The organism is Bacillus sp. FDAARGOS_1420 (assembly GCF_019344915.1).
GTDB lineage: Bacteria > Bacillota > Bacilli > Bacillales > Bacillaceae_G > Bacillus_A > Bacillus_A mycoides.
In genome coordinates this window covers 1,893,964-1,907,597 of record NZ_JAHWJB010000002.1, presented here as the reverse complement: position 1 = coordinate 1,907,597, position 13,634 = coordinate 1,893,964, and the positions used below count along the sequence as shown (strand labels likewise).

Genomic DNA, 13,634 nt, shown 5'->3' with positions numbered 1-13,634 from the left:
TATTAATGGTATTTAAGTTTGTTAGTAAGCTGCAAGAAAATAAGAAAAGATTGCTTTTGTCACAACTATACTGTACGATACATAGTATAAAACATATACTGTATGACATATAGTAATGCAAATGAGGTGGGTAAATGGATGCTTTATTAAATTCATTAATTACTGAGCTAAGAAGAGGGACGTTGACATTAGCAGTTTTAAGCCAATTAAGAACACCGCAGTATGGTTATTCACTTGTCCAGTTATTGGAGCAATCAGGAATCATGATAGATCAAAGTACTTTATATCCACTACTTCGCCGATTAGAAAAACAAGAGCTAGTGACGAGTAGTTGGGATAAAACGGAGAGTAGACCTCGTAAATATTATGTTTTAAGTGAATATGGATTAGATATATTTTTGCAATTGAAAAAGGAATGGATAAAGGATTCGAAAGAACTTTATAACTTATTAAAGGAGGAGGACGAGAATGAATTTAATTGATATCTATATCCAAGAAGTTGCGAAGAGATTACCTGAAAAAAATCGTGAAGATATTACATTAGAACTCCGGTCAACTATAGAGGATATGTTACCTGATGATTATAATGAAGAAGATGTAAAGAGTGTCCTTGAAAAATTGGGGAGCCCAGTTTCATTGGCTAATGGGTATTTGGATAGACCGATGTATTTAATTGGACCGCGTTATTTTGATGTATATACGACATTATTAAAAATGATTATACCAATTGCAGCTGTTATCGCACTCATTGCAATGGTTGCAGAAAATTTTATAGGCTATAGTGGTGATCAAGCAGTATTAGATGTTATTTTAAAATTGATAGGTAAAGGCATTGGGGAAATTGTCGAAGTAGGCCTCCATGTATTTTTCTGGTTGACACTTGTATTTGCTATTTTAGAAAGAACAGATAAAGACAAAGGTACCCAACCGTTGACGACAAGTTTAAAAAAATGGACTCCTGATGATTTGAAAAATATCTCGTATGTTCCAAAGAAAAAGTCAATCTCGAAGTTTGAAGTTTTTGGAGGTTTAATGTGGACAGCAGTGTGGGCTACACTTTACTTTTATGCGAATCATCTTGTAGGTGTATATCATGGTACAGAAAACGGACTGAAGTTTGTCGCGCCAACTTTTAATCAAGATGTTTTACTTCAGTACTGGCCAATCGTTGTAATTATGATTGTTTTCGAAATAGGTATATCTCTTTATAAGTTAGTGCAAGGACAATGGACGAAAAGAGTGGCAATTGGGAATGCAATACTACAGCTAGCTGCAACAATAGTATTCATTGTAATCGTAGTAAATCCTCATTTATTTAACGAAGGATTCATTACGTATGTGGCAAATGTGTTTACAATTTCTCCAGAGGAATTTAAAACGTGGTTAATTGGTGGAGGGATAATTATCTCCATATTATCTGCGGTACTAAATGCAATTGATGGTTTTCGAAAATCTAGAATTCGGTTGTAAAAATAAGTTTGTATTATTATTAGGTAGATCAGTTGAAAGAAAGGTACAGAGAAAGATCATTATGAAAGGAAGAAAACAATGATAAGGGAAGCAATGAAAGAAGATGTAACATTTATTTTAGATATTTATAATGATGCAATCCTTAATTCAACAGCTGTATATGCGTACAAACCTGTAACCCTTGAAAATAGAATAGATTGGTATGAACAAAAAAAGGCTGATGGCTATCCAATTTTAGTCTACGAGCTAGATAATAAAGTAGTAGGATTTGCGACATTTGGTCCATTTAGAGCATGGCCTGCCTATAAATATTCAATTGAACATTCTATATACGTTGATAAGGAATATAGAAAAAATGGAATTGGGAAGTCTTTAATGAAAGAACTAATAGCTATTGCACAGAAAAGAGAATATATGACCTTAATTGCTGGAATTGACGCAGAAAATGAGAAAAGTATTGTCCTGCATCAAAACTATGGATTTGTTCATGCAGGAACAATAAAAAAAGCCGGTTATAAGTTCAATCGATGGCTAGATTTAGCTTTTTATCAATTGGAGCTTAATGGTCCTAAAAATCCTACTGAAGAATAGCTGTATCTATTACTGTAAAAATAATTTTAAAAAGAAATTGTATATATTACAAAAGATAGTATGAAGAAATCTCATGCTATCTTTTTCTTATTGTATTCATGATTATCATTTAACAAAAAAGGATTCTTATATTCTATATCGAATTTTGAGAAGATGATAAAACGATATAAGAAGAGGGATGAATATGCAGGCTGTCATTAGAAAAATAAAAGAAATACAAATTGGTCAAGTTGGAATACTTGTTTATTCAACAAAGAATGGAAATATAGTTGCTACCCATAACAATGAGCTATACGTTCCTTTAGCATCAGCAGCAAAAGTGGCAATTGGATTTACAGTAGCAAAGATGGTAAAGGATAAACTAATTAGTTGGAGTGATACACTTCATGACATTAAGTATAATCCAAATGAGGATAGTGCGCAGTTATATCCTCACTTACAAGACAGAGCTACATTAACACTTAGTAAAGCGGTTGAAGTAATGATAGCATGTCACGACAGCTATATTGCTCAGTCAATTGTTATGCACTGCGGAGGATGGGATACTGTCAGAGAATATGTTTCAACGAACTTTTCCAAGATTCATATACAGGAAAACCCTAAAGATGAGAAAAATATTGGGGAATTACAACAAGTTCTTTCGCTTTTATTACATATTTTCCAAGGATATAAATCCGCACCAGAATTATGGGAACCAATTATAAGTGGAATGGTAAGACAACAAGGAGAGTATGAAGGTATACCTTATTATCATCTAGCACATATGACAGGTGGTTTATCCACCGCTATAATAAATATTGGTATAATAGGAATGTTTCATAAATTTCCGTTTCTTTATGTAATTGGGGGAAGAGATTTACCTAATCGATTTGATAATAAACAAGTTGATGAAACCGTTATAGAAGCTTTGAGGTACGTATACAAAGAATATAGTTATGTTAGGGGTGAGTGATTGAAACGAAACTTAAAGACTTCAACAATCATTATTTTAATCATTACGATTATTGCTCTTGAAGTTGGAATTGCACTATACGATCACACTTTGTCATTAGATACAATTTACTTTGCAGCGATTCTTATCTGTATTGTATTGCTTTTTGGTACACGTGTTTCTGAAGAGAAAGAAAGTACATCGAAACAGAGACGAAGAAAAACAGCTCTTATATTTTGGCCATCTATTTTATTATCAATCGCTAGTTTTGCAGTTATTAGTTATGTAAGAATAGGCTATGTCTCTGTACCAGGAATAATTGGTTTTTCATGCTTTGTTACATATGGTGGATTTGTATTCATCAGTATATTAAAGAGAAGAAATAAAAATTAAATATAGCTTACTAAGTTGAAAGGAAGAAATATATGAAACGCATAGAGAACGGTACACGCACTGAAGGAGAATACATTAAAAATAAATTAATTCAATATAACATGTCTGTGCTGTCAGATGAAGTAAAACAGCCGATGGAACAAGTAAGCTTCGTAGTGAAAGATGAAGATGGAAAAATCTTTGGCGGGGTAACGGGAACGATGTATTTTTATCATCTTCATATCGACTTTTTATGGGTTGATGAATCAGTTCGTCATGACGGCTATGGCAGTCAATTGTTACATAAAATTGAAGACATTGCGAAGGAAAAAGGATGTAGACTCATATTACTAGATTCATTTAGTTTCCAAGCACCAGAATTTTATAAAAAGCACGGATACCGAGAATATGGTGTCGTTGAAGATCATCCGAAAGGGCATAGTCAACACTTTTTAGAAAAGAGATTATAATAATATTATGTATACTGGTTGAGAGGAGAAAAAATGTACACGTATAAATTACAACATGAACAACCAATCTGTGTAGAAAAAATAAAGAAACTTTACGATTCTGTAGGTTGGTGGCCAGAAAGAAAAGAAGTCGATATTCAAAAAATGTTAAAGAATAGTATAGCAATTGGAGTACGGGAAGAAAACGAATTAATTGGATTTGCTAGAGTTGTTACTGACGGTGTTTTTCGGGCGTATATTGAAGATGTTGTCGTACATGAGAGTGTAAGAAACAAAGGAATTGGTGAGAAGATGCTAACATTGTTACTGAAAGAGATTTCCCATATTGATATTGTTAGTCTATTTTGCGGAGAGAAACTAATAAAGTTTTATGGTGAACAGCAATTTAAAGCGACGAAGCAAATTGTAATGCATCGTAATCAAATAGTGGAAGAATAAGAGGTGCCAGAAGAATGAATGCAACGAGAGAGTATTGTTTATCGAAAAGAAAAGCGACAGAAGATTCTCCGGATGGCTGGAGTGCAACATGTATGAGATTAAATAATAAAATATTTGCGATAGTAAACCATGAAGAAGGTGAAAAAGCTGCGATTACATTAAAATGCGATCCAGAACTTGCCTTGCGAATAAGAGAAGATTATCCCGAAACAATTATTCCTGGATATCATATGAATAAAAAACATTGGAATACAGTGTACATACATAAGGATGTGGGGCAAGAACAAATTAATAAAATGATAGATTGGTCGTATGATTTAGTACTACAATCATTTTCAAAGAAAAAGCAGCAAGAGTTATTGGATTAAATACAAAGTGAATTCGACTATAAATAGCTAGTAAAATGATTATATTTTACTAGCTATTTGCAGTTTTACATTATATATTAAGGGATTTTGAAATGAATACGAAACGAAATAGATTACTATATGCGGTGTTTACTATAGTTGTTATTATGTTAGGTCTTAGTTCAAGAAAGTTTGCTTTTGTGTTACCAGATTTATTAAATGATTACTTAGGTGATGCTTTATGGGCATTAATGATTTTCGTTGGATTCGGATTTTTGTTTCCTAAAATAGAAACGAAGAAATTAGCTTTTATTAGTTTAATATTTTGCTACGGGATTGAAATTAGTCAATTGTACCATGCGGAATGGATAGATAGCATTCGAGCAACGACTCTAGGTGGACTCGTATTAGGTTACGGATTTTTATGGAGTGATTTAGTGGCTTACACAATTGGTGTTGGAGTAGGAATGCTTGGTGAGTTTATGCTACGGAAGAAATAAGTGACTTTAAAAAGGGGGATTTGTACATGAAGGATATATTAGAAATTGCAAAGTTTTGGTTTCAAGATAAAGGTGTCACAGCTACTGAAATTCAACCAAACGTAACGAAGATTCATTGTAATAATAAAGCGTATATTTTAAAGGGAAAGGGATCGATAAAACAGTTTCTAGTTGAACTAAATGTATTAGAACAGCTTGATGAAAAAGGAGTTAAAGTACAAAAATTAGTAAAAACGAGAAATGATGAAAGGTACGTATTGTATAAAGAGAAGAATTATTGTTTGTACGAATATGTTGCCGGAAGTGTACTAGAAATCAAAGATACAGAAAAGCTAAAAGTGCTAGGAAGCACAATTGGAGAGGAAATGGCTAATTTACATTACGAACTAAACTCAGTGAATAGTGCTAACGAGTTAATAAAAAGAGAGTTATATAAAGTGGTATACGAATGGGCTTTACCGAATTTAGTAAAGAATGAGCATGTTCATCAGGATGTAATTCAAAAAATGGATCAAATACATACAACTTTCAAGGAAACGATTCACTCATTACCGAAACAAATTATTCATCGCGATATGCACTTATCAAATGTAATCTTTAGAGAAAGTGATTTTCAAGGGTTTATTGATTTTGAGCTTCTAGAAGAAAACGTTAGAGTATTCGATTTATGCTATTGCTGTACAAGTATTTTAAGTGAGATATTTAGTGATGAAACATTAAGAGGGAAATGGTTACAAATTGTAAGTGAAATTTTTAAAGGATATTATAAGCAAAACATTTTAACGAGAGCAGAACTACAATCAATTTGGTATGTAATGCTTTCAATTCAAATTATATTTATTACTTATTTTGTTCAGTTAAAAGATTTACTAAAGTTAAATGAAGAGATGTTTTTATGGATTTTTGCTAATAAGGAAGATATTGAAGAATCTATAGAAAGAAGCGTACTCATATGAAAAAAATAATATTAATAGGTTCTGGTGGTTCAGGAAAATCTACATTAGCAAAACAGTTAGGGAATAAATTAAATATTAAGGTGCACCATCTTGATGCACTATTCTGGAAACCAAATTGGGAGGGGGTACCGAAAGAGGAGCAAAGAATTGTTCAAAATAACTTAATTCAAGATGAGAATTGGATTATTGATGGGAATTATGGCGGAACAATGGATATAAGACTGAATGCAGCTGACACAATTATCTTCCTTGATATTCATAGAACGATTTGTGTTTATCGCGCTTTTAAAAGAATTGTACAATATCGAAATAAAACAAGACCGGATATGGGGGCTGGGTGTGAAGAAAGGTTTGACTTACAATTCTTCAAGTGGATATGGGAGTATCCTAAGACGAAAAGACCTTCAACTTTCAAAAGACTAAATCAATTAAGTCAGGATAAAGAAATTATTATTTTAAAATCTTCAAATGAAGTTAAGCGATTTTTAAAAGAAGTGCAGCAAGTATAAACTTATGCACTCAAAGAGTAAATTTTGTTCCATTTTAAAATGGAGGGGATAACATTGAATGAAATCATTCGATCGATTGATTCTTATATGGTGAAAATTCCAGCAGGAGAAGTAACATTAAGAGATGATCGTATAAAAAAAGAATGGCAAGTTCAAATTAAACCATTTCTTCTTGCAAAGTATGCTGTAACAATGGAAATATATTATGCTATTACAAATAGTACACCAAATAATAATAAAGATAAGCATAAACCTGTTGTAAATATTTCATGGAATGATGCAATTGCTTTTTGTAATTTACTGTCTAAAATAGCAGGGTTTACAGAGTATTATTCTATACAAGATGATGGGAAAAAGGTTAGTTGTAACTTACATTCAAATGGCTATCGATTACCGTCTGAGGCAGAGTGGCAATATGCATGTAAAGCAAATACGACGGGATATACATATGGAGCACTTGAGAAAATAGCGTGGTATAATGAAAATTCAAGTGGGCAAATTCATGACGTCGGTAAAAAAGAGCCGAATGCATGGGGACTTTATGATATGTTAGGGAACGTTTGGGAATGGTGCTATGATTTGTATGATGAAACAGTGTACGGGTCATACCGCATTTTTCGTGGTGGTAGTTGGGCTGAAGCAGCTAGAGGTTGCGGTGCCACTTGTCGCCGTCGTAGTCATCCTACATTTCATATAGATGATCTCGGTTTTAGGCTTGCTAGGTCAATTTAGCAGGAAAATGATACATATAACACCGTAAAGAGTATGGAAAGTATCCATATTCTTTACAACATAGAAATTTTGAAATTTGAGGAGTGTTTTGAATGGCACGTGTTTTATTCATTAACGCTGGATCAGAAGGACATATAAATCCAACATTACAGGTTGTAGAAGAACTGATTTCTCGCGGTGAAGAGGTAGTTTATTTTTCAATAGAGGCTTTCAGGGAGCGTATTGAGAAGACAGGTGCTACTGTACGAACGATTGATGATCAAAAATTTATACAAGCATTTCTTTCCGGTGGTCGGAATTATTTACAGGAAAGAATAAATGGTCTTTTACATACAGCAGATGTTATTATACCGAGTGTTCTAGAACAAATTGAAGGAGAACATTTTGATTATATTATTCATGATTCGATGTTTGGCTGTGGTCGCTTAATTGCCCAAATTCTTAATCTTCCAGCCATAAATTCATGCACATCTTTTGCACAAGATGAAAAATCATTTAAACAAATGTTAGACCATCTTTCTAAAAATATCCCACTGGAAGTTCAGGATAGAATACATAATGATTTTGAAAACTTAACTAATGGAATTACAGAAAAATATGGTGTTAATATAAACTCACCGTATGAAGTTTTCTGTAATCCAGCTTCACTTACTATTGTGTATACAATTAAGGAGTTCCAACCTTTTGGGGATACATTTAATGAAACATTCAAATTTGTGGGTCCATCTATCTCTACACAAGTGAAAAATGAAGGTTTTGATTACACTTCAATTGAAGAAAAAAGCCTGATTTACATTTCATTAGGTACTGTTTTTAATGAAGCGCTTGATTTTTATAAACTTTGTATGAAGGCGTTCGAGAATAGTAAGCATACAATTGTTATGTCTATTGGCAACAAAACGGAAATAAGTGATTTAGGTAATATCCCTAAAAACTTCATTGTGAAAAACTATGTACCACAAACTGAACTTCTCAAATATACGAAACTATTTATTACACACGGCGGTATGAACAGTACGCATGAAGGGATATATAACGGTGTTCCACTCGTTGTAATTCCGCAAAGTGCAGATCAGCCAGTAATCGCAAAGCAAGTGGAGAGTCTCGGGGCAGGAGTTAAATTGCAAATGCAAGGATTAACTGCGGATCAACTAAGTGAAAGTGTAGAAATAGTATTAAATAATCCGTCATGTAAAGAAGCTGCTTTGAATTTGAAGGAGTCTCTCCGAAAATCAGGTGGGTATAAGCAAGCAGTTGATGAAATCTTTAAATTTACAGGCTGTTATTAAAACTATACATGTGAAAGGGTGTCTATATTAAATGATATAGACACTTTTATGTTATATGAAGCGAGGAATTGATGAAATGGAAAGAATGAAAATACTAGATGTAAATTTTGCTGACATGACAGCTACACCATTTTTTCAAGTGGAGGCGAAAAATAGAATTAGATTCGATATAGAATTATTTGAGGGTAATTTGAGAGGATTAAGAGGGATTTTGACTGAACTTTTTAAAAGTCCTGATACAATTGATGTTTCATTTATTTCCGGTTACATAACATATGGTAAAAGTAAGAGAATAAATGAGAAAACAAAAATTGGAAGGTTCATGAAGATTAAGAATTGGGCAGAAACGAAAGTAGACGTTGATGATCTTGAAAGTACAATCATATTTACTACGATTAAAGGTGTACATGAAGATGAAGTATATAAGTATTGCAAGTATGTCGTTAATGGTGGTCAGCAAGCGTATATTTCTTTTTATAACGATACTTATTTATTGTATATAAGTACAGACGTTATTGACATTGTTTCACCAGATACAAGTTTAATAGAAAAGTTAAAACTTCAATACAGTGAAGAATATGATAAGTTTTATGAAACTATATTGACGGATTAGGAAATGTTTACAAGTGATAAGTAATTTCAAAGTATTGATAGAAAGATATATGGAAAATGGAGATGGCACGTTGTTTTAAAATAATGTGATCTCACATTGCCATGCGTTTTAAGTTAACGATGAAGGGTTTCAAGACGACTTGGTGCAATTCATCCATATATATACCTAAAATTTTTCATTACAAGTACTACAATTTCTATTGCTCACTTTTTCTTTATAAATTTAGGATGTAGTTTTACGTGTTAGTAGTAATTTCACTGTTTCTGCACAACTTCTGCACACATTTAGGTGATTTCTATGTCATGATATATTCCATAAGTGAAATATTTCACAAGAAATGAAATGTTTCTTTACGACGGTGTATGCATATTTACGCATACACGAAATAAGATTGACTCTTGTTATTCTTTTACATCAAAGCCCACATTACACTACGAAGTATAACAAGAAGGGGACAGGAACATGAATAATCGATTTTTAAAACAACTACAAAACTTGAAAATGAACAAAAAAAGTATAGGAGCTGTTGCATTAACAGCTGGAATTATCAGCACGACACTTATTCCTCAAAATGCATACGCGCACGGCTTTGTTGAAAAGCCTGGTAGCCGTTCCGCTTTATGTAGTCCAACTTATGGTGCTCTAAATGTAAACTGTGGAAGTGTTATGTATGAACCACAAAGTTTAGAAGCTCCAAAAGGATTCCCACAAGGTGGCCCAGTTGATGGGCAAATCGCTTCTGCAGGTGGGAAATTTGGCGGTATTTTAGATCAACAAACAGCAAATCGTTGGTTTAAAAATACAATCACTGGTGGGGAAAATACATTTACTTGGAAGTATACAGCACCTCACTTAACAAGCAAATGGCACTACTATATTACAAAAAAAGGATGGAATCCAAATAAAGCACTAACAAGAGCAGACTTTGAGCCAATTGGCACTGTACAACATGATGGTTCTGCAGCTTCAAATAATTTAACTCATAAAATCAATGTACCTACTGACCGTAGTGGATATCATGTGATTTTAGCTGTATGGGATGTAGCTGATACAGCAAATGCGTTCTATAATGTAATTGATGTGAATCTCATCAATAATGTGAAACCAGACACAGAAGCGCCAAGTATTCCAAATGGAATTCAGGCGCAAAAAGTAACAGCAAATAGTATAGAACTAACATGGAACGTTTCTACGGATAATGTAGGAGTAAAAGGGTACCAAATCTTCCGTAACGGAGAGATGATTGACACAGTACCAGGCACTTATTTTATTGATAAGAAATTACAACCAAGCACAGAATACACTTATACTGTAAAAGCAATTGACGCAGCTGGCAATGTATCGAAAGAAAGTACAGCGCTTACAGTGAAAACAATAGTTGAAGCTCCTGATACAGAAGCACCAACACAACCAAAAGGATTACATAGCATGGGAACAACAGCGGCAAGTGTGGATCTAATGTGGAGCCCATCTGATGATAACGTTGGAGTAGACTATTACGATATTTATAGAGAAATAGAAGGAACAATGAAAAAAATTGCAACATCCAATACGACTTCTTATATGGATAAAAATTTACTCGCTAATACTACTTATAAATATGCAGTGAAAGCAGTGGATGTAGTTGGAAATGAATCCGTACAAAGTGATACGTTCACAATTACTACAAAAACTGAAAGCGCTTCATATGAAGCGTGGGATGCAAAGAAAGCATATAAAAAGGAAGATAGAGTTTTACACGAGGGAAAAGTGTATGAAGCAGTCCAGAATTATGAAGGACATGGGGATCCAAACTGGATTTTTGCTTTATCCTTATGGAAAACAGTGTAAGCTTTACCTCAAAATGAAATGAAAGATGATGGGCTTTGATGCAAAAAAAGGAAGTTTGAGAGTTAACTTTTCTGCTTATAAAAAAGACGACGTATTCAGCGTCGTCTTTTTGTATTAATCTAGAATATTCATCAAAGAGACTTTCAAACGAATAAGCTACAGAAAGGTTACTATACGAATACATAATGTAGAATCATATAGTAACCTTTCTATTATGATAACACTTTCGTCATAAGAATATGTGGAATTCCATCTTCCATAAATACGTCGGAAGAAGTTTGATAGCCTAATTTTTCATAAAACCCTTCAGCTTGTGTTTGACCGTGTAGTTTAACTTTGTTTGCTTCTTTGTTACGAGCAATCTCTTCTAACTTTTGAATGATTACTTTGCCTAATCCGTATTTGCGATAGTCTTTTAAAATACAAATTCTTTCTAGTTTACCCATTCCTTCAACGAATCGTATACGGCCAGTTCCTACAGGAAGTTCATTATAATAAACTAATATATGTTTGCATGCCTCGCCAATTTGGTCATATGTATCGAATTCATCTTCAAGAGGTACACCTTGTTCTTTTACAAAGACTTCTTTTCGAATGTGAAAGGCAGTTTCTAAATCTGTAAGTTCTGTTATGAGTTTGGATTGCAAATTGTTCAGCCCTTTCTAGTGTGATATGAATGTGTTTTCATAGTATATCATACTGTAATGCTATAAAAGAAAAAACTGACTTGCGAAAGTCAGTTTTTAAAATGGTTAATATTCTTTTATACCGTTTTTTGTTCCGATGATCGCTTTGCTCGTCATATTGATAAATAATCCTGTTTCAACTACACCGGTAATCATCTTTAGCTCTGTATGTGTATCATTTGGATTCAATATTTTGTTTGGAAAAATACAATCAATAATTAAATTGCCGTTATCAGTTATAAATGGTCCGCCATCTTTCATACGTAAACGCGTTTCGCATCCTAAAGATTGAATTCTCTTTTCAGTTTGCTTCCAAGAGAAGGGGATGATTTCAATAGGAAGTGGAAAGGTACCTAAATGTGAAACGAGTTTGGATTCATCTGCAATAATAATAAGTTCTTTAGAGGAGGTGGCAACAATCTTTTCGCGAAGTAATGCACCACCGCCACCTTTTATTAATTGTAAATCATTATTGATTTCATCTGCTCCATCAATTGTGAGATCAAGTATATCAATTTCATTTAAAGAGATTAGCGGAATAGATAATTGTTTTGCTAATACTTCAGTTTCTTTTGATGTCGGTACAGCTTGAATGGATAACCCTTCTTGTACACGGTGACCTAACTTTTGTATCGTCCAATATACGGTTGAACCCGTACCAAGTCCAATCGTCATACCATCTCTTACAAAGCTAGCAGCATATTCGCCTGCAAGCTGTTTTAAATTCATCATTTTACTCCGCCGGGCGTGGTCCAGCATCTAAACCGGAACTTTCAACTGTAAGTATTGGGCGAACAGTAATATCTTTATGTACACGCATTTGGCACGATAATCGTAAGTGGTCTTCAATTCCTTTTTCCGTAATAGCTTGTTTTTCATCATTTGTCGCCTCACAAAAATCACCTGCAATGACTTCAACTCTACAAGTTGTACATCTTGCTTTGCCACCGCAACGATGAAGAATGTGTACACCGTTATCTTCAAGTGCTAATACTAATTTCGTTCCTTCTTTAATATCGAAAGTTCCGGTACCTTCAACTGTTAATTTTGGCAAATTGATTCCTCCTCATGTAAAATGCTATATAACATATTTATGACCCGTATTCATGAACATAAACATAAAATTAATTATAAGCCCCGTAACTTTTTTATTTGTTCAATCGTTTAATAAGTAAGCGCTGAAAAGGAGTGGTTATTTTGTGCACAAAAGTAACTCAGGTTTTAAAGAATCATATCGATATGAATCATTCAAATATAAATTTATTAATTGAACATTATCCAGAGGTAAAAAGATACTGTACGTTTTTGACGAAGAATAAATGGGATGGGGAAGACCTTGCCCAAGAAGCAATTTGCAAAGTTCTTCAAAAGTATAGTGAGAAGAAAATTTGTATAACGCTTCTGTATAAAATTGCTCGAAATCAATGGTTAGATCAAATGAAATCAAAATCCGTACAAGAAAAATTAGAACAGCAAGTTACATTTGAAGAACCACATGAAAAAATTGCAGATTTGCATGAAATGGTAGGGAAATTATTGTCTTCGTTAAATGTGCAACAATCTGTAATTTTATTATTAAAGGATGTTTTTCAATATAGTATCGCGGATATTGCTAAAGTATGTTCGGTATCAGAAGGTGCAGTAAAAGCATCGTTATTTAGGAGTAGAAATAGGCTGAAAACTGTAAGTGAAGAAGGAATTGAAATAGTGGAGTACACGGATGATGTTGAAATCGTTGTAACTTCTATTCGTGAAGAAAGACCTGAATTGTTGACGAAACTTCTCCCAACAATAGACTTCACTAAGTTACCATCAATACAACCAGTGTTATTATTCAGTATGAAAAAACCTTCTTCTTACAGTTGTATGCTTAGTGCGGCATAAAATAGATGGAGGGATT

19 protein-coding genes are annotated in these 13,634 nt (G+C 33.4%); 16 read left to right on the top strand and 3 right to left on the bottom strand.

Going from position 1 to position 13,634, the window contains the following annotated elements; genetic code table 11:
• Positions 1–134 precede the first annotated feature (134 nt).
• The 15 genes from I6L50_RS19995 (at position 135) to I6L50_RS19925 (ending at position 11,048) form a co-directional block, all read left to right on the top strand.
• Positions 135–482, top strand: a complete 348-nt coding sequence (locus I6L50_RS19995) for a PadR family transcriptional regulator (RefSeq protein ID WP_219302599.1) — start codon at positions 135–137, stop codon at positions 480–482.
• Complete coding sequence (locus I6L50_RS19990) at positions 469–1,470, top strand: HAAS signaling domain-containing protein (protein ID WP_219302597.1); 1,002 nt, start codon at positions 469–471, stop codon at positions 1,468–1,470. The genes I6L50_RS19995 and I6L50_RS19990 overlap by 14 nt, the downstream gene beginning before the upstream one ends.
• A gap of 78 nt (positions 1,471–1,548) precedes the next feature.
• Positions 1,549–2,061, top strand: coding sequence for a GNAT family N-acetyltransferase (locus I6L50_RS19985; protein ID WP_219302596.1), 513 nt, complete (start codon positions 1,549–1,551; stop codon positions 2,059–2,061).
• 184 nt (positions 2,062–2,245) lie between these two features.
• Positions 2,246–3,013: a serine hydrolase gene (locus tag I6L50_RS19980; RefSeq protein ID WP_219302594.1), complete on the top strand. Its 768-nt coding sequence runs from the start codon at positions 2,246–2,248 to the stop codon at positions 3,011–3,013.
• Positions 3,014–3,385: a hypothetical protein gene (locus I6L50_RS19975; RefSeq protein WP_002136727.1), complete on the top strand. Its 372-nt coding sequence runs from the start codon at positions 3,014–3,016 to the stop codon at positions 3,383–3,385.
• 32 nt (positions 3,386–3,417) lie between these two features.
• Entirely contained in the window at positions 3,418–3,834 is a 417-nt protein-coding gene (locus I6L50_RS19970; RefSeq protein WP_219302592.1) for a GNAT family N-acetyltransferase, read from the top strand.
• Between the two features lie 33 nt (positions 3,835–3,867).
• Positions 3,868–4,272 (top strand): GNAT family N-acetyltransferase, encoded by a 405-nt coding sequence (locus tag I6L50_RS19965; RefSeq protein WP_219302591.1) that lies wholly within the window; start codon positions 3,868–3,870, stop codon positions 4,270–4,272.
• Between the two features lie 14 nt (positions 4,273–4,286).
• On the top strand, positions 4,287–4,640 hold the full coding sequence (locus I6L50_RS19960) for an MmcQ/YjbR family DNA-binding protein (protein WP_070143336.1): 354 nt from the start codon (positions 4,287–4,289) through the stop codon (positions 4,638–4,640).
• A 92-nt stretch (positions 4,641–4,732) separates the two neighbouring features.
• Complete coding sequence (locus I6L50_RS19955; RefSeq protein WP_219302589.1) at positions 4,733–5,119, top strand: ribosomal maturation YjgA family protein; 387 nt, start codon at positions 4,733–4,735, stop codon at positions 5,117–5,119.
• Between the two features lie 26 nt (positions 5,120–5,145).
• Entirely contained in the window at positions 5,146–6,075 is a 930-nt protein-coding gene (locus I6L50_RS19950; protein ID WP_219302587.1) for a phosphotransferase enzyme family protein, read from the top strand.
• Positions 6,072–6,584, top strand: coding sequence for a DNA topology modulation protein (locus I6L50_RS19945; RefSeq protein WP_219302585.1), 513 nt, complete (start codon positions 6,072–6,074; stop codon positions 6,582–6,584). The genes I6L50_RS19950 and I6L50_RS19945 overlap by 4 nt, the downstream gene beginning before the upstream one ends.
• 39 nt (positions 6,585–6,623) lie before the next feature.
• Complete coding sequence (locus I6L50_RS19940) at positions 6,624–7,316, top strand: formylglycine-generating enzyme family protein (RefSeq protein ID WP_219303730.1); 693 nt, start codon at positions 6,624–6,626, stop codon at positions 7,314–7,316.
• 92 nt (positions 7,317–7,408) lie between these two features.
• Positions 7,409–8,605 (top strand): macrolide family glycosyltransferase, encoded by a 1,197-nt coding sequence (locus I6L50_RS19935; RefSeq protein WP_219302583.1) that lies wholly within the window; start codon positions 7,409–7,411, stop codon positions 8,603–8,605.
• A gap of 76 nt (positions 8,606–8,681) precedes the next feature.
• Positions 8,682–9,218: a phosphatase gene (locus I6L50_RS19930; protein ID WP_219302581.1), complete on the top strand. Its 537-nt coding sequence runs from the start codon at positions 8,682–8,684 to the stop codon at positions 9,216–9,218.
• A gap of 462 nt (positions 9,219–9,680) precedes the next feature.
• Positions 9,681–11,048 carry a lytic polysaccharide monooxygenase gene (locus I6L50_RS19925; protein WP_219302579.1) on the top strand — a complete coding sequence of 456 codons (1,368 nt, stop codon included), beginning with the start codon at positions 9,681–9,683 and terminating at the stop codon, positions 11,046–11,048.
• A 212-nt stretch (positions 11,049–11,260) separates the two neighbouring features.
• On the opposite strand, the gene I6L50_RS19920 is transcribed toward I6L50_RS19925, so the two are convergent.
• From I6L50_RS19920 to I6L50_RS19910, 3 genes are all read right to left on the bottom strand, one after another.
• Positions 11,261–11,695 carry a GNAT family N-acetyltransferase gene (locus I6L50_RS19920; protein WP_002136715.1) on the bottom strand — a complete coding sequence of 145 codons (435 nt, stop codon included), beginning with the start codon at positions 11,693–11,695 and terminating at the stop codon, positions 11,261–11,263.
• Between the two features lie 105 nt (positions 11,696–11,800).
• The gene (gene rpiA, locus I6L50_RS19915) at positions 11,801–12,463 is read right to left on the bottom strand and encodes a ribose 5-phosphate isomerase A (RefSeq protein WP_219303729.1); all 663 of its coding nucleotides are present in this window, start codon (positions 12,461–12,463) and stop codon (positions 11,801–11,803) included.
• Between the two features lie 4 nt (positions 12,464–12,467).
• The gene (locus I6L50_RS19910) at positions 12,468–12,788 is read right to left on the bottom strand and encodes a 2Fe-2S iron-sulfur cluster-binding protein (RefSeq protein ID WP_002085119.1); all 321 of its coding nucleotides are present in this window, start codon (positions 12,786–12,788) and stop codon (positions 12,468–12,470) included.
• A gap of 143 nt (positions 12,789–12,931) precedes the next feature.
• On the opposite strand from I6L50_RS19910, the gene I6L50_RS19905 reads away from it, so the two are divergent.
• Positions 12,932–13,618: an RNA polymerase subunit sigma-70 gene (locus tag I6L50_RS19905; RefSeq protein WP_113938483.1), complete on the top strand. Its 687-nt coding sequence runs from the start codon at positions 12,932–12,934 to the stop codon at positions 13,616–13,618.
• Positions 13,619–13,634: the final 16 nt, after the last annotated feature.